The following is a 16126-nucleotide window of genomic DNA, read 5'->3' as shown; positions in this document are numbered from 1 at the left end:
GGGGCCCCTCTTACAGGTGGGCGGCGCTGACGAGATCGGCGATCTCGCCGGGCGCAAACCCCACCAGATCCGGCTCGGCCGAGAGCGCCACGCCGAACCGATCGAGCACGCCTCGCCGCACGCGCCGCGCGAGGCCGAGCAGCTCCTCCGCCGTCGCGCCGCCGCGGTTCACAAGCGCGAGCGTGTGGCGCGTCGAGATGCCCGCGGCGCCGTGGCGCGTCCCCTTCGTGAAGCCGGCGCGCTCGATCAGCCAGGCCGCGGACAGCTTCACCCGGCCGCCGTCCGCCGGATACCGCGGGATCGCCTCGCCGGGCGCGAGCACGCCCGCCGCCTCGATGCGCGTGAGGACGGCCGCCGCGGCGTCGGGCGCGAGCGTCGGGTTCATGAAGAACGACCCGGCGCTCCGGCGGTTCTCGTCCGCCGGATCGAGCACCATCGACTTGCCGCGGCGGAGCGCGATCACCGTGCGGCGCACCTCGCCGAGCAGCGGCGCGGCGACCCCCGCGGGCACGGCGAGCGCCCGCTGGAGCTCGGGGTAGCGCACCGTCGCGGCGCCCCCCGGGCGCAGCGCGAACGTGACGGCCGTGATGACGTACCGCCCGCGCCACGCGCGCTTGAACCGGCTGTCGCGGTAGCCGAAGCCGCAGTCCGCACCGGAGAGGACCACGGCCGCCCCCGTCGCGCGATCGATCGCCCGGACCTCGACGATCGTCTCCGCGACCTCCTGGCCGTACGCGCCCACGTTCTGGATCGGCGTCGCGCCGACGTCGCCCGGGATGCCCGACAGGCACTCGATACCCGCCCAACCCTCGGCGACCGAGCGCGCCACGAGGTCGTCCCATGCCTCGCCTGCCCCCGCGCGCACGAGGGCGCGCCCGGCTTCCTCGCCGCCGCCGGTCTCCGCGCCGCCGGCCACCCCGCGCCCGCGCAGCAGCTCGATCCCGCGGACGCGCACGCGCAGCACCAGCGCGTCGACGCCCCGGTCCGCGACCAGCAGGTTCGAGCCGCCGCCCAGCACGAAGAGCGGCACGCCGCGGGCCTCGGCGAAGCGGAACGCGTCGATCACCGCGGCCTCATCCGCGGCCTCGGCGAAGTAGCGCGCAGGCCCGCCCACGCCGAGCGTCGTGAGCGGGGCCAGCGCGACCGACTCGCGGACGTCGAGGCTCACGGCTTCTTCTCCGGCGCCTGCTGTCGCGCCCCGCCGCGGACAGCGCCCGGCCCCTGCGCGCCGCTGGCTTGCCGCGCGGGCGCCGCCGGCCGCGCCACCCGGATGCCGGCCATGAAGCCGCTGTCGACCGCCTGCACCCGCTCGACGAACGCCTTGTACTCGTCGATCGACACGGTCCCCGTCGGCAAGCTCAGCGCGAAGTCCTCCTCGATCGCCGCGCCGTAGCTGCCCTTGCGCGACGCAGCGAGGCCCGCGTGCTCGACGCGCACGCCCTCGGGCGCGCGCGCGACAGCGTAGCCCTCGGGCAGCTCGATCCTGCGGCGCACGTGGTACTGGAGCGCGGTCTCGATCGCGAGCGCGCTCTTCCGGGCCCCCCGCGAGGCGTACGAGGCGCCGAGCGTGCTCGTGTACGCGCGCGGGAACACGAGGTGCACCGGCTCGAGCCCCGGCAGCGTCCACGCCGCGGCGTCCTTGCCCGCCGGCTGCGCGAAGCCGTGGATCGTCACGGCGGCGCGGAGCGCGACCTCCCACGAGCCCTCCGTCGACGAGACGACAACGTCCTCGACGTCGGCCCACGGGAGCCAGCCGAGCACGACGCCCCGGAGCATCTCGCGCCGCGCGGTGCCGACCACGGTCTCGAACGCCTCCGAGAGCGCCTGCGCCGCGCGGCCATGCAGGAGAATCGTGAACGTTCCCGTGGCGTTCCCCTGCGCGTCGACCGTCAGGCGCAGGTCGACCTCGTCGCCGGTCTCGCCGCTCGTCCCGGCCACGGTGACGAGCTCGCCGCTCGGCAGCATGGCGGCGCGGCCGCGCAGCTCGGGGCTGATGCGGCCGGGGGGCAGCGGCGGGCCCTCGACGTCGGCGTCGATCCACACGTCGCCGCCCGGAAGGCGGGCGATCACGAGCGGGTGGCGGAAGCGCCCCGCGTGCGGCGGGAAGTCCGCCGACGAGCTGAACGGCTCGGTCTCGGCGATCGCGAGATCGGCGCGCACGCCGAGCTCGCGCAGCGCGCGGTAGATGACCCACGACCGGCTGCCCTGGCCGAGCTCGATCATCGCGCGCGCCGTCGTGCGCTGCGGGCCGCCGCCGAGGAGCGCCGCCATGTCCGAGAGCTCGGCGCCGCCGGCGACCTTCACCGCCTTGCCCGCGGCCGCGACGACGCGCTCGAGCAGCGCGGGCGACGGCGTCCTGTCGGCGCCCGCGGCCTCCCGCGCCCAGCGGGTCATGGTGGGATCGCGGTCCTCGAGCGCGCGGATGTTCTCGTCGAGCGCCGCGGCCACGTGGTCCCAGGTCTGCGTCCCCAGGCTGACCCCGACGCCCATCTCCACGCGAGGCACGCCGTCCTCCATGCGCCGCGGCGGCTGATCCTTGATGCGCCAGACGCTGACCGTGGAGGCGCCCTCGGCGCGCTGCTCCGCGGCGCCGAGCAGCGGGTGCGACCAGAGCGCGAGCGGGAGCGACGTCGGGCGGCTGACCTCGATCGTCGCCTCGCGGACGCTCGTGCGCTCGGGGAGCAGGTCCCACGTATCGATGACGAGCTGGCCGCCGTCGCCCGGCAGCGCGTAGCCCTCGGTGACCTGCTCGACGTAGTCGCCCTGCTCGAGCTGAGAGAGGTCGCTCTGGTCCTGCGCGGCGTTCGAGGCCGCGTCGGGCGCGAGGATGCGGCCGTCGCGCTTGTGGATGCGGCGGCGCAGGAGGCGCGGCATGGCGCGGCCCTCGATGAGCGGGCCGTACGTGGCCGTGCCCTGGGCGACGTCCGTGGTGCCGGAGACGCGGCGGAGGTCGTACGTGACGTAGTGGACGAGCCCGTCGGGCGAGATCGTGAACCGCTCGACGTGGCGGAGCACCGCTGTCGCGGCGCCGGGGAGGAACGCCTTCTGCTGGTCCTCCAGCACGAGCTTGCGGCCCTCGGCCTCGAGCGCCGGCGCCGGATCCGGCGCGAGGCCGAGGGCGCGGGTGATGGGGCCGATCCCGGCGGGGGTGTCGCGCGCCGTCGTGCGGTCGCGGGCGAGGCGGCCCCGGACGGCGCGGGCGTCGCCGCGGCCGGCGGCGAGGCCGAGCGCCTCGAGCATCGCCCGCTGCCCCGGCGGCATCGCGTCGTAGACGGCGAGCGCGCCGCGCAGGTCGCCGCGGGCGACGCGCTCGCGGAGCTCGACGTCGCGCAGGGCGTCGGGCGCGCGGCGGAGCCGGCGCAGCCGCTTGATCTCGGCGAGGACCGCGTCGCGATCGCTCGCGCCGAGGAGCGCGCCGAGGCACGCGGCGCTCGAGCGATCGAGCCCGCCCTCGCAGGCGGCCTTCACCGCGTCGACGCCGGCGCGGCCGTGGATGCGGTCGTCGACGACGGCGAGCAGCGTCGAGCCTGGCGCTGCGGCGGCGAGCTTCGCGTAGGCGGCCTCGGCGACGTCGGTGACGTTCGCGCGGTGGGCGACCGCCGCGAGCTCCGCGAGGACCATGCGATCGGCGTCGGCGACGGCGGGCGCGCTCGGGCCGGTCGGCCCGGGGGGCGCGACCCGGACGCCGAGCTCGCGGAGGGCGTCCATGGTGCCCTCGCCACGGCCGCCGCGGCGCTCGGCGAGCTCCGCCTTGTAGAGGTGCGCCTCCCACGAGGCGGGCCACGCGGCGAGCACGCGATCGACGGCGGCGCGGATGCGCTCGACGACCTCGGCCTCGGGCAGATCGCCCACGCGGCGGATGGCCCTCGCGTAGAGCAGGTCGAGGCGCGGCGAGCGCGCGTCGCTCTGGTGGAGGCGGCCGTCGCCGTCAGGATCGAGGAGGTGCTCGGCCGCGCGCGCGTCGCCGAGGGCCAGCAGGGCCGTGGCAGCGACCTCGATGCTCGCCGCGCCGGGGCGCTGGCCGGCGGCGCCGCTCGACGCCGCGGCCGGCGCAAGGCTCACGGCGGCGGGCCGGGACGCCGACGCGGTCGCGGCGGCGCCGGGCCGCGGCGCGCGGGCGCGGAGCGGCAGGCCGTTCTCGCCCCACGCGGTGAGCTCGATGGCGTCGCCGTCGCCCTTCTGCGCCACGCGCACGACGACGCGCAGCGTCCCCGGCTGGGCCTCGACCGTCGCGAAGCGCGTGACCTGCGCGCCGCCCGCCGCGTAGTCGCGGTGGAGGGCGGGAACGCCGCCCACCTCGAGCACGGCGGCGGACGACGAGGCGAGCGCGAGGCTCACCCGCTGCGCGATCGGGTTGTGGAGGTCGACGACCACGGCGCGCGTCCCCTGGAGCGCGCTCACCGCGTCGATGTCGATGGCGCACGCGTCGGCGCGGACGACGATGGGCGAGGCGCTCTGCGCGAACGGCGCGAGCCCCGGGTAGGCCCTCGCGAGCGGCGCGCCCGGCGCGGAGCTCACGGGGGACGGCCGGGCGAGGCCGTGGAGGGGCGCCGCGTCGAGCGGGCCGACGATGGCGGCCTCGCCCGCGCAGCCGCGGCGCGCGCTCCAGGTCGCCGCCGCGGCCTCGTCGCCGACGAAGAGAGCGATGCGGTGGAGGGCGCTCGCGAGGGCGCCGCGCACGAACGGCATCTCCGGCGCGCCGCGGCCGGAGACGTCCGCGAACGCCCAGGCGCGCTGGAGCCGCCGGGCGACCTCGGGGAGCGCCTCGCGCGAGCGGAAGGCGATGGCCGCGGCGTCGGGGTCGGGGCCGCCCGCGGTGCCGGCGCCGAAGACGAGCGCGTCGAGGGACGCGATCACGGTGGCGAGGGCGCCCTCGGCGCTCGGCGCGTCGACGGCGCGGTCGAGGGCGTCGAGGTACGGCGCGGCGGCGGCGGAGCTCGTGATCTCGGCCTCCAGCGCGGCGGAGAACGCGGACGGGAGCGGCGCGTCGGCGGGGAGCGGCGACGCGGCGCCCCGAGGGGCACACGCGGCGGGCGCGGCGGCGGCGAGCGCGAGGGTGAGCGCCAGGGCGGCGCGGCGAGCGACGAGGAGGGGGCGGCGGGCGACGAGGGGGCGCTCGGCGGGGCGAGGGCTCCCGGGGCGCTGGCCGGCGCTCGTGGGGCTGCGGGGGTGGGTGGTCACGATCGGCGTCTCCACGGCGCCGCGCGCGCGGTGCCTGTCCGCCGTTCCTTACGGGCCTGGGATTGCCGACGCAAAGGTGAACTTCGGCGGGCCACCGCGATCTCCCCGACCTCGAAGGCCAGCCTCGTGTCCTGGACCTCAGCGCCCGTCGCTTCCCGGGAGCCTCGGCGCTGCGCCCCCGGGGGCGCGCGGCGGCGCTCCGGGCGGCGCCGCGCCGTCCGCTGCCACGCGCCGCATGCAGAGCTTCAGGCCCGCGCGGAGATTTCCGACGGTCGCGATGCCCGACAGATCGAGCCCGAGGGAGACCATCGTCTGCGCCACGTTGGGCCGGATGCCCGTGATGACCCCCTCGGCGCCCAGGAGCCGGATGGCGCGGATGAGCTCGATGAGATAACTCGCTGTCTTCGTGTCGACGACCTCGACGCCGGTGAGGTCCAGGATCGCGAAGCGGGCCCGCTTGTCCACGATGGCGGCCAGGAGGTCGTCCATCACGTCGGCGGCCCTCCTGCTGTCGACGACGCCCATCATCGGGAGGGTCAGCACGCTGTCCCAGACCTCGATGATGGGCGTCGACAGATCGCGGATCACCTGTTGCTGGCGCTCGATGACGTCGAGCCGCGCCTTCAGCTCGTCTTCCCTGACCTTCGCCTCGGTCGCGTCGAGCGTGAAGCTGACCGCGCCGTTGCGCTCCCCGCGCTCGTCGGTCAGCGGGACGAGCCACGTCTCCCAGGCCATCCCGAACGCCTCGACGCGGGTGCGGACGAACTCGCCCCGGACCGCCCTTCGCATCGGCTCCATGTCCATCGGCGCGGGGGGGTCGTCGAACACGTTCAATCCGACGAACTGGCCCGATCGGAGGCCGAGGGACTCGAGCGTCTTGCCCTCGTGAAAGGTGCAGAATCCATCCCGATCCATCCGGGTCACGGCCGCATCGACGGTGCCGAGGATGGCCCGGAGGATCATGTCGCCCTCCTTGAACTTCTCGACGGCCTCGACCTGCTCCGTGACATCCTGCCCGAAGCAGAGCAGCCGAATCGGCTCGCCAGCCTCGTCGAGCACGGGCGCATACCGCCACTCGCACACGACGGCGCGCCCGTCCTTGCGGGTGTGGGTGCAGCGGAGCGGGGCGCTCTCCTTCCCGAGCGCACGCCCGAAGGTCTCGGCGTCCAGCTCGCTCACGATCGTGTCCGCGAGGCGGCGGCCCACCGCTTCGTCAGCGGTATATCCAAAGATGCGTTCTGCCTCGGCGTTCCACTCGGCGACCACGAGCTCGTCGAGGTTCCCCGCGCACTCGATCACCGCGAAAGGCGCGCTGCGGACAGCCCTCATATAACTCGCGGCGAGGCCCGGGGCTCCGGGAGCAGTCCCTGTGCTCATCATCTTTCGTCCAAGGTAAACGGGGCCGGCTGTCGGTGTCGAGGACGACCGACCGGAGGCCGGCAGAGAGGACGAGAGGTGAGCCGAGCTTGTGAGATGAACTTCGTTGGGACGCAAATGCGGACTTCCGCAGGCGGGCGTGGCCTGACCGACGGCGCCGGGCGGGTTGCTGTGAGCCGCGCGTGGGCGCGCGCAGGGACACAGGGAGCGGATGCGCTTCGCCGGCGGGTGTGCAGGCGGCCGCTCCCGACCTGGGCTGCCCCGTGGGCTCCAGCGTGCGGGGTCGCCCCCATGTGCCGCCGCCAACCTGGGCCGCTCCGCGGGGTCGAGCCCTTCGAGGCAGCCATGGGAACGCTCTGTGCCGCCGGATTGTTCGTGCACGTTCATGACCTCTAGCGCAGGGATCGATACCAACAAGATGAAGCTCATACCCGCAGAAGACAGCCATGTGATGGCGATGAGGAAATGGTTCCCCGATCGGCGAAGCTGCCAGATATGGGGTGGTCCGCAGTTCAGGTTCCCGTTTACGGACAGCACCTTCCTGGAGGACACGCGGAGCCATGTGCTGCCCTCCTATGTGATGCTCGGAGCTGATGACCAGCTTCTCGGTTTTGGCCAGTATTACCTGAGGGCCGGTCGCTGTCATCTCGGACGGCTCGTGATATCGCCCGAGCACCGGGGTGCGGGGCTGGGCCGGTGGCTCGTCGGTGGCCTTGTCGAGCTTGGCGTTCAGGAGCTCGGCGTCGGCGAATGCTCCTTGTTCGTCGTTGCGGACAACACGCCCGCAATGCGGTTATACCGGAGGCTGGGCTTCGTGGAGAGCCCGTACCCGGAAGATGACCCCGGCGTCGCATCCTTCGTGTATATGGTGGTGCTCGCAACCCGACTGGCAGAGCTGCGCCTGGGTGCCCAGCGAGGCGCTGCGAGCGACGCGCGAGACGCGCGCGATTGAGCGCGGACGCTGGGCCTGCGCCAGCTTCATTGCACCCTATCGAGGCCGTCGACCCTGTGACGAAACAAGAGATCCAAGCCTTATGCGCTGTCGCGCTTGAGTCCTTCAAGGACGTGCTCCCCCCAGAGCGCTTCCGCGATGCGCACGACTGGGTTCACCGGTACGGGGAGTGGGGGCTCGCCATGGAGCACGTCATCGACTGGATCGCCGACCTCGATCTCCCGGTCGACCAAGCCCAGTTTGACGCCATCGAGCGCGCCATGGCGGCGATGGGATGGGCTGAGAGCTCGAGGATGAAGTGGCTCCGAGGGTATCTCGCGGCGCTCGGATCGCGGAATTCTCAGGAGGGTGAGTCCGCATGAAGCTTCACGAGCGCCATGCTGTGCATGGCGCCCTGCAGGAGGAAAGCCAGTTGCCCGAGCTCCATTTCCGCCGTTCTCATCCCGAGGAGGCGGCCCGCCTTCAGGACATCCGGCGCGCGCGGCTCGCGTCGCCCTCCGACAGCGAGGCGCAGCCGAGCAGATCGCCGCCTGGCCAGGCACCTGCTCGGGCGCGGCGGTGGTACGCTGCGGCGCGATGAGCGCTTCCGCGAGCCCCGCACGCCTCCGCCTCCATCACGCTGCCTCGTCGTACTACTCGATGATCGCGCGCCTCGCGCTGGTCGAGCGCGGCGTCCCCTTCGAATCGGTAAGCGTCGACATCCACCGCAGGGCGCAGCAGCTCGCGCCGGACTACGCGCGCCTCAACCCGAACCTGACAGTGCCGACGCTGCAGGTCGACGGCCGCGTGCTCTCGCAGAGCCGCGACATCCTCCTGTTCGCGTTCGGCACGACCGAGGCCGCGCTCGACGACGCGACGCGGGGCTGGCTCGACCGCCACTACGCCTTCCCCATCGAGGAGCTCACGTTCGGGTGGCTGCTCTCGTGGAACCCGCTCGCGCGACCGGCCGTGCGAAGGACGCTCGTGGCGACGGAGAAGCGCCTGCGCCAGCTCGCGACCGAGCACGCGGACCTCGCGGACGTCTACGCGCGGCGGGCCGAGGTGTTCGCCGGGCGCATCAAGACGTTTGACCCGGAGGGCGTGGTGGCGATGTTCGGCGAGCGCAAGCACGCGGCGTTCGAGCTCCTGGACGCGCTCGATGATGCGTTCGCGGATGGGCGCGAGTCGCTCGTCCCCGGTGGTTACGGGCCCGCGGACGTGGTGTGGACCGTGTTCCTCGCGCGGATGGGCTTCGTGCGCCTCGACGCCGAGATCGCCAGGCGAGCGCGCCTCGCCCGGTATGCGAAGGCCGTCAAGGCGCGGCCGAGCTTTCGCGAGGCGGACGTCTGGGACCGGTTGAGCCCGCTGAAGTTGCTCAAACAGGTGCTCTGACGCCGCCCGTGCGCTGGTATCCGACGTTGCTGCCCGCGACGTACATGGCACAATGCGCTTTGCCGCCGGGCAGGCCGCGGCCGACCCACCATGCGGGCAGTCAGGGTCCAGGCTGCTCGTAGTGCAGCCGCGCCTCGGGTGATCGCATGAAGACCTACAAGAAGGCAGATTTTCCGGTCGCGGACGTCCGGCGCTTCCTGGAGCCCGGTCCTGTGGTGCTGGTGAGCTCTGCGCACAAGGACCAGCGGAACATCATGACGATGGGCTGGCACATGGTGATGATGCAGGAGCCGTCCCTCGTGGGGTGCTTCATCTGGGACCAGAACGATAGCTATGAGATGGTGCGGCGCAGCAAGGAGTGCGTGATCAACGTGCCCACGGTCGATCTCGTGCGCGCCGTCATCGGGATAGGGAACAGCCACGGGTCCGAGGTCGACAAGTTCGAGCAGTTCGGGCTCACACCCGTCGAGGCGACGAAGGTCGGCGCGCCCCTCATCGCCGAGTGTTATGCGAGCTTCGAGTGCAAGCTCGTCGACACGAGCGCCGTCAAGCGCTTCAGCCTGTTCGTCTTCGAGGTGGTCAAGGCGCACGTCGCGACATCGCCGCGCTATCCGACGACCGTCCACTACCGCGGCGACGGGGTGTTCATGGTGTCTGGTCGCAACGTCAGCTACCGGCAGCTCTTCAAGCCGGAGAACCTGTAGCTCGCGAGGCGCTGTAGACCAGGACGGCAGGTCGGAGCGCGTCCGTGTCGACCGGGGCGGACTCTCGGCCGGGCGCGCGCGGTGCTGGTTGCGGCGCCGGGACGGTGCCAGGAAGAGGGCACAAGGAGGAAGCTTGGTGCGGGGCACTGGCCTGCTCGCGCCGATCCGGATCAGACGAACACTTGACAAAGTATATACAAATGTATATACTTTGCGCCATGAGTACTGCCAGTAGAGCAAAAATATTCAAAAACGGCGGGAGTCAAGCTGTCAGACTTCCCAAAGATTGCCGATTTCCCGATGGCGAGGTGCTCGTACGGCGTGAGGGACGCCGCGTGATCCTGGAGCCGATCGACGAGTGGCCTTCGAGCTTTCGTGCCTGCCTTGGGGCCTGGCCGGATGAGATCGAGCGGCCGGCACAGGAGCCCGTCACGGGGATAGAGGATCCGTTCGAATGACGCTCCTCTACATGCTCGACACGGACACCGTGAGCTTCGCTCTCCGCGGATTCGGTGGCGTTCCCACGCGGTTGCTGGAGCACAGACCGTCGGAGATCTGTATGAGTGCGATCACGCTCGCGGAGCTACGATACGGCGCTGATCATCGTCGCTCCAGGAAGCTGCACGGTCTTATCGATGCCTTTGCGGCTGCCGTGACGGTTGTCCCCGTCGATGAGGGAGTAGCTGCTCGGTTCGGAGCGGTGGCTTCGGCGCTCGTCCGTCAAGGTACGCCGATCGGCAGCTTCGATGCGCTGATAGCGGCGCATGCGCTCGTGCTCGACGTGACCTTGGTGACGAACAACGCGAAACATTTCAGCCGCGTGCACGGGCTACGCATGGACAACTGGGTCTGAAATGAACCTCCGCTCGATCAGCCGTCGTCGTGGGCGATCGCCCAGCCGAACTCGGGTGCGAGCGCGCCGGTGGCGGCTTCCTGCGTGACGCCGAAGAGCCCTGCGACGAAGCGCGACGGGTGAGCCGTGCCGTCGCGCGCATCGACGAACCTGACGGCCGCGCTGGCGATAGAGCTCGGGATCGCCAGGAGGCTCGGTCCCTCGGGCTTGAATCTCCAGTCCGTGCGCTTCTCCGCGGCGCGCAGCGCCTGTTCCCATCGGCCGAGATACGGGTTCGGCTGGAGGCGCTCGCCAACGTCGCTTCCCGGGGCTCCCGCTGCCGCGATCCGCAGCTCCCGCACCCCGAAGGCCGACCGTCCAAAGCGTTATCGACGCCGCTTCGATTCAATCGCCCGCGCGATCCGGCATTGGCTCCGGCCCGCCCGCTCGCCAGCGCCGCGCGCTCCCGCGCCGACGAAGCGCGGCGGGCGCACCGGAGGCGCCGCTCGCGCCTCTTCCGTGAGCGTCCTCATCATGGCGGCTATGCGACGCGCGGGAGTAGACGCTCCCGCCGGATAGAGAGCTGAACAACCTCCTGCGATGTGCCGGCCAACCCGCCGACACGACCGAGAAATCAACGTCCTCGTCGGGAATTCCCCTCAGGACGGCTCGGTAGAAGCCCTGTCGGCGCTTGCAAGAAAGTGGACCGCCCGGCGAAGGTTCTGCTAGGGGGGTCTATCATGATCATCGCGCTCACCGGACAGAAAGGTGGGATCGGCAAGAGCACCACGGCCGTGAGCCTCGCCGTGGCCGCGCTGGCGAACGGCCGGCGTGTGCTGCTCGTCGACGCCGATCCCCAGGGGACCGTCCGCACGTGGGGCGACGTGGCCGCCGAGGCGGGGCACGATACGCCGACCGTCATGGCCATGGGCGCCTCGATGCACAAGCCGGGACAGCTGCCGGAAGTCGCCGCCGCGTACGACCTCACCGTCATCGATTGCCCGCCGCGCCACGGCGAGATCGCGCGATCGGCGCTGATGGTCGCCGACATCGCCATCTACCCCTGCGGCCCCACGGCCGCGGACGCGTGGGCCCTCACCGCAGCGCTCGAGGTGTTCCGCGAGGCCGCCGCGCTGCGGAGCGCGCTCAAGGGCTGCATCCTCATCACACGCAAGCAAGGCCGCACGGCGCTCGGCAAATCGGCGCGCGCGGTGCTCGAGACGTCGGGCTTGCCGGTGCTCTCCACGGAGCTCGGCTATCGCATCGCCTACCAGGAGTCCCTCGCCTGCGGGCAAGGGGTGACGGGCTACGCACCGCGGGACGCCGCGGCCAGAGAGATCACCCACCTTCTCGAAGAACTGGAGAAGCTTCACCATGGCCAAAAAGCAAGTCGCGGTCTCGCTGCGAAAGCCGCCGTCGCCTGAAAAGGCCGACGCGTTCGTCGCGGGCGGCGAGGGCGGCAAAGCGGCAGACGACGTCGTGAAGTCGAGGCCCGCCGCAGAACAGCGCGCGCACGACGGCGAGAAGCCCGTCGAGGCGCGCCGCGAGCGAGCGCCGGAGGCGCCGCAGGAGCGCGCGCAGGAGGCGCGTCCAGACGCGGAGCCGTCCGCGGCGGCGGCGCCGCAGGCGGCGAGCGCCGCCGCCGGGCCCCAGGCGCTCGCCACCACCTCGGAGCCGCACGCCGGCCCGCCGGTGCTCCTCGGGAACGACGGCCGCTCCCGGCGCGCGGTCACCGTCTACCTGCCCGATCCGCTCGCGGATCGGCTGCTGCTCCATTGCATCGAGAACGATCGCGACATGAGCAACCTGGTCGGCGAGGCGGTCGAGGTCCACCTCGACAAGCGCCTCGGACCGGCGTCCGTCTCCGCGGTCCCGGCCGAGGCCGCCGCCGCCCCCCGCGAGGCGCCGCCCCCGAGCGCGAGCTACCGCACCGAACCGTTCCGTCCGGCGGACACCGGCCCGAAAGGGCGGGTCGGTCGCGTGGTCCAGGTCGGCCGGGTGCTGATGACGCTCTGGCGGCAGCGGCCCCGGGCGAGCTGACCGACCCGCGCGCATCGACTCCGCCCCGCTCGCACCTGACTGGCGCGGCCGCCTCGACAGGAGTTGACGTTCGCGTCCGTCTCGCCAATGAGAAGCTAGGAGACAATGGACGTCGAAGAAAAACTCTTGAACATCCTCCTCGTCGAAGACGACGACGTCGACGTGATGAACGTCCGCCGGGCGTTCAAGCGGAACAATATCTCGAATCCCCTCTGGGTCGCCGGGAACGGCGTCGAGGCCCTCGAGATGCTGCGCAGCGGCGTCGTCCCGGTGGAGCGGCGCCTCATCCTGCTCGACCTGAACATGCCCAAGATGAACGGGATCGAGTTCCTGCGCGAGCTGCGGGCCGATCCAGAGCTCGGGGCCACGTCGGTTGTCGTGTTGACCACATCGAACGACGATCGCGACAAGGTGGGAGCCTACAACCTCAACGTCGCTGGCTATCTCCTCAAGCCGGTCACGTTCCTCAGCTTCATCGAGCTCATGGCGGCGCTGAACAAGTACTGGAGACTTGTGGAGCTACCGTAGCGAAACACATCATCTTTCTGGTTCTTGTCGTGACGGCGAGCGCCCCGCGCGGCGCGCGCACACACGCGGTCGGAGCGTCGGCCGAGAAGGTGTCCCGCGAGATCCCCGTGCGCGTCGCGCGTTGAGCGGAGGCGGCCCGGGGAAGTGCGGCTACTTGCTGCGCTTGACGACGCCGAGCGCCTTCTGCGCCGCCTTGACGGCCGCCTGCGCTTCCTTGCCTGGAGCGCTCGAGAGCGCCGCGATGAGCGCCGTCGCGACCTCGCGCCGGCTGTGCGCGTGCACGTCCGCGAGCTTCAGGTAGAGCGGCGCCTTGTCGGCGAGATCGGCGTCGCCGCGCCGGGCCTCGATCCGCTCGACGAGGCAGGCGGCCACCGCGGCGTCGTCCATCTTCTTCAGCGCGTCGAGCGCCGCCGCGCGCTTCGCGAGCTCCGGCCGGGCCTCGATGAGGTCCACGAGCGGCGTGAGCGCCACGGGGCCGAACGCGCGGATCGCGTCCGCCACGATGCCGGGCTTGTAGCCGTCGGCGTAGGCCGAGAGCAGCTCGCTCAGCCCGCGGACGTCGCCGAGGAAGCCGAGCGCGTACGCGGCGATCTTCGCCTCCTGCTCGTTCTCGCTCCGGCTCGCCAGCATCCGGACGAAGGTCTCGACCATCTCGACGTCGCCGAGCTGCGCCAGCGCGTAGGCGGCCTCCTCGCGGACGCCGCGGGCGACGTCCCCGTAGAATGCGCGGCGGAGCGCCGGCAGCGCGGCGAGGTCGCCCAGCTCGGAGAGCGCCTTCAGCGCCTCGAGCCGCTCCTCCTTGGTCGGCGCGGCGCCCAGCGTCTTCGCGAGCTCGTGCACGCGCCCGAGCCGCGCGGCGCGCCGCGCGCGCACCCAGTCGCCTCCCGGCCCGGCCGGCTGCGTGGCGTGCGCGACGTCGATCACGTCGAGCGCGTCGCGGGCGAGCGCCCGCAGGCCGGCGTCCTTCGCGTGCTCCTCGACCTTGCCGAGCATCGCCGTGGCCTCGGCGCGGGCCGGGCCGCCGTGCAGAACGACCGCCTGCAGCACCCGCACCGCCGTCAGCTTCGCCACGCGGCCCGCCTTCACCGTGAGCGCCTTCTCCGCGGCGGCGATCGCCTCGGCCCCGAGCGGCGCGAACGTCCTCGCGATGGTCGGCGTCGCGGTGCCGTCCGCCCAGATCGGGAAGATGTTCGCCACGAGCTCGCTCGCCGGCAGCGCCGCGTAGTAGCGCGCGTGGTGGACCGCGGCGACGTAGCGGTTCATCGCACCCGCCGCGCGCCGCCGCGCCACCTCGTCCGGGGAGAGCGTCTCGTCGGGCCGCGCCACAGCGACGCTCTCGTAGGTCGGCACGCGCTCGGTCGAGGCGCGGTCGATCTGCGTCGCGCCGGCCAGGCGGACGAGCGCCATCTCGAGCACCTGGTAGAGCTTGATGAAGTCGTCGAGCCGATCGGCCGGCTCGGGCCGCTGCGGCAGCGTCTGGAGCAGCGCGGCCTGCTTCTCGAGGCGGAGGTCGCGCAGCCGCGCGGCCAGCGGGTCCGTCGCGCGCGCGCTGAGCCCGGTCAGGCCCGTGACGAGCGCCTCGGCGAGCTCCTCGCGGACCTCGCCGAGCGCGATGGCCGCGGGCGAGGCGCCCGCCTCGCGGGCGGCGGCGTTCCACGCGGAGCCCTCGAGCGGCCCGCCCCGCGCCGCGCTCCCCTGCTCGGCGCCCTGATCGAGCACAGGGCGCAGCTCCAGGCCGAGCGGCCCCTCGACGACGGCGGCGAGCGGCCACAGCGTGGGCAGCGCGGCGTCGATGCCGACGTCCCCGAGCAGCGCGCGGAGCCGCGCGTCGCGCAGCGAGCCGGCGAGCCGCTCCTCGAGCGCCGGGTCGTCGGGCAGGTGGAGCGCCTCCCCCTTGTCGTCGACCGCCGAGAGCCGCGCGCCGCGCGCGAAGAGCGTGTCGGTGAGCACCGCAACGGGCACGAGGTCGGGCGCGAAGACGTCCTTGCGGTGCTCCTGGAGCGCCGCGAGCGCCGCGCCGACGTCGGGCAGCGCCCGCGCGAGCACGGCCTCGAGGGCGCCGGCGTCGAGCGGGCGCTTGTCGCCGAGATCGCTGAAGTCGACGCGCAGCGGCGGGTAGCCCGGGTAGGTCGTCGCCCGCGCCCCGGCGAGCACCTCGCCGGCGAAGCTCCGCTTCGGCTCGGTCCGCTTCGCCAGGAACACCGGGAGGATCTGCTTCTCGCTGAAGTGGCGGCCGGACTCGAGGTCGATGAAGCGGCTCTCCCGGATGACGAAATCGTCGCTCGTCGTCCGCGTCGAGAAGGCGTACTCGACGAGCGTGAGGTCCCCGGCGGGCTTCCTGTCGGACGCCTTCCACGTCTTGCCGACGAGCTCCTCGACGTGGCGGTCGTCGAGCGGCTCGCCCGCGAGGTGCTTCTCCAGCTTGCGGGCGGTGAGCAGGAGATCGGCCATCACGTTGGCGTAGGCGACCGCCGGCAGCGCGCCGCGGGCAGCCCCCCGGGCTTGCCGGCCCCCCGCGGCCTGCCTGCGGAGCAGCGCGGCGAGGTCGAGCGTCCGCGCCGAGAGGCGCCGGAGGCGGTTCTCCCGGAGCGCCTCGGCGAGCTTCTCCATCTGCTCGATGCGGTCGCCCCCGATCGTCGCGACGCCGGAAACGCCGAGCTCGCGCACGAGCGTGCCGACCTGCTCGACGCCGGACTTCATCATGGCCTGCGCGTTCGCGCTGCCCTTCTTCACGCTCTTGCGCGCGGTGTCCCCGCCCGGCGCGCCCGGCGGCGCCGCCTCGCTCACGGCGAACGACTCGGGCGCGCGCGCCCACGCGACGAGCAGCGCCGCCGCGTGCTTGCAGAACGCGGTGTTGAAGGTCCGCGCCGGGCAGGAGCAGCGCCCCTTGAACGCTGGCGCAGGCGCGTCGCTGTAGACGAGCGACACCTTGTAAGGCGAGGCCCCGGAGCCCTTGGCGTCGCAGAACAGCTTGTTCTCGTAGCGCGCGAGGTTCAGGAGCTGCCCGCCGTCGTAGAGCAGCGTGCCCTTCTTGAGCTCTCCCGCGTCCTGGATGAACGCCCGGAGCTCGCCGGCCCCGATGCGCTTCACGTCGCCCGGGGCCGCGCTCACGGCGCCTCCGCGGGCGAGCGCGCCGGGCGC

The 16126-nt window shown here is 72.6% G+C and carries 14 protein-coding genes; 9 read left to right on the top strand and 5 right to left on the bottom strand.

The window, feature by feature from the left end:
- Positions 1–10: 10 nt before the first annotated feature.
- The 3 genes from WMF19_RS44080 to WMF19_RS44070 all read right to left on the bottom strand — a co-directional run bounded on the left by WMF19_RS44080 (position 11) and on the right by WMF19_RS44070 (position 6510).
- Positions 11–1168, bottom strand: a complete 1158-nt coding sequence (locus WMF19_RS44080; protein ID WP_437895852.1) for a UDP-N-acetylmuramate dehydrogenase — start codon at positions 1166–1168, stop codon at positions 11–13.
- Positions 1165–5181: a hypothetical protein gene (locus tag WMF19_RS44075; RefSeq protein WP_437895851.1), complete on the bottom strand. Its 4017-nt coding sequence runs from the start codon at positions 5179–5181 to the stop codon at positions 1165–1167. The genes WMF19_RS44080 and WMF19_RS44075 overlap by 4 nt, the downstream gene beginning before the upstream one ends.
- A 138-nt stretch (positions 5182–5319) precedes the next feature.
- Complete coding sequence (locus tag WMF19_RS44070) at positions 5320–6510, bottom strand: PAS domain-containing protein (protein WP_437895850.1); 1191 nt, start codon at positions 6508–6510, stop codon at positions 5320–5322.
- Positions 6511–6976: 466 nt separating this feature from the next.
- Between WMF19_RS44070 and WMF19_RS44065 the strand changes: the two genes are divergently transcribed.
- The 6 genes from WMF19_RS44065 (at position 6977) to WMF19_RS44040 (ending at position 10438) form a co-directional block, all read left to right on the top strand.
- A complete protein-coding gene (locus WMF19_RS44065; RefSeq protein ID WP_437895849.1) occupies positions 6977–7510 on the top strand; it encodes a GNAT family N-acetyltransferase in 534 nt (177 codons plus the stop codon).
- A 56-nt stretch (positions 7511–7566) separates the two neighbouring features.
- Entirely contained in the window at positions 7567–7872 is a 306-nt protein-coding gene (locus WMF19_RS44060) for a MafI family immunity protein (RefSeq protein WP_272102236.1), read from the top strand.
- A gap of 214 nt (positions 7873–8086) precedes the next feature.
- Positions 8087–8881: a glutathione S-transferase family protein gene (locus WMF19_RS44055; protein WP_437895848.1), complete on the top strand. Its 795-nt coding sequence runs from the start codon at positions 8087–8089 to the stop codon at positions 8879–8881.
- A 146-nt stretch (positions 8882–9027) separates the two neighbouring features.
- Positions 9028–9585, top strand: coding sequence for a flavin reductase family protein (locus WMF19_RS44050; RefSeq protein WP_437895847.1), 558 nt, complete (start codon positions 9028–9030; stop codon positions 9583–9585).
- Between the two features lie 200 nt (positions 9586–9785).
- Positions 9786–10043 carry an antitoxin gene (locus tag WMF19_RS44045; RefSeq protein WP_437895846.1) on the top strand — a complete coding sequence of 86 codons (258 nt, stop codon included), beginning with the start codon at positions 9786–9788 and terminating at the stop codon, positions 10041–10043.
- A complete protein-coding gene (locus WMF19_RS44040; protein ID WP_437895845.1) occupies positions 10040–10438 on the top strand; it encodes a type II toxin-antitoxin system VapC family toxin in 399 nt (132 codons plus the stop codon). The genes WMF19_RS44045 and WMF19_RS44040 overlap by 4 nt, the downstream gene beginning before the upstream one ends.
- A 17-nt stretch (positions 10439–10455) precedes the next feature.
- Here the strand turns inward: WMF19_RS44040 and WMF19_RS44035 are convergent, their stop codons facing one another.
- Positions 10456–10779 carry a hypothetical protein gene (locus tag WMF19_RS44035; RefSeq protein WP_437895844.1) on the bottom strand — a complete coding sequence of 108 codons (324 nt, stop codon included), beginning with the start codon at positions 10777–10779 and terminating at the stop codon, positions 10456–10458.
- Between the two features lie 378 nt (positions 10780–11157).
- Between WMF19_RS44035 and parA the strand changes: the two genes are divergently transcribed.
- From parA to WMF19_RS44020, 3 genes are all read left to right on the top strand, one after another.
- On the top strand, positions 11158–11841 hold the full coding sequence (gene parA / locus WMF19_RS44030; RefSeq protein WP_437895843.1) for a ParA family partition ATPase: 684 nt from the start codon (positions 11158–11160) through the stop codon (positions 11839–11841).
- The gene (locus WMF19_RS44025; protein WP_437895842.1) at positions 11792–12457 is read left to right on the top strand and encodes a hypothetical protein; all 666 of its coding nucleotides are present in this window, start codon (positions 11792–11794) and stop codon (positions 12455–12457) included. The genes parA and WMF19_RS44025 overlap by 50 nt, the downstream gene beginning before the upstream one ends.
- 105 nt (positions 12458–12562) lie before the next feature.
- Complete coding sequence (locus WMF19_RS44020) at positions 12563–12985, top strand: response regulator (protein ID WP_437895841.1); 423 nt, start codon at positions 12563–12565, stop codon at positions 12983–12985.
- Between the two features lie 150 nt (positions 12986–13135).
- On the opposite strand, the gene WMF19_RS44015 is transcribed toward WMF19_RS44020, so the two are convergent.
- Positions 13136–16096 (bottom strand): HEAT repeat domain-containing protein, encoded by a 2961-nt coding sequence (locus WMF19_RS44015; protein ID WP_437895840.1) that lies wholly within the window; start codon positions 16094–16096, stop codon positions 13136–13138.
- Between the last annotated feature and the right edge of the window lie 30 nt (positions 16097–16126).

This window comes from Sorangium sp. So ce124 (assembly GCF_051525235.1).
GTDB lineage: Bacteria > Myxococcota_A > Polyangia > Polyangiales > Polyangiaceae > Sorangium > Sorangium atrum.
The sequence above is the reverse complement of the archived record's forward strand: the minus strand, read 5'-3'. Positions and strand labels throughout refer to the sequence as shown.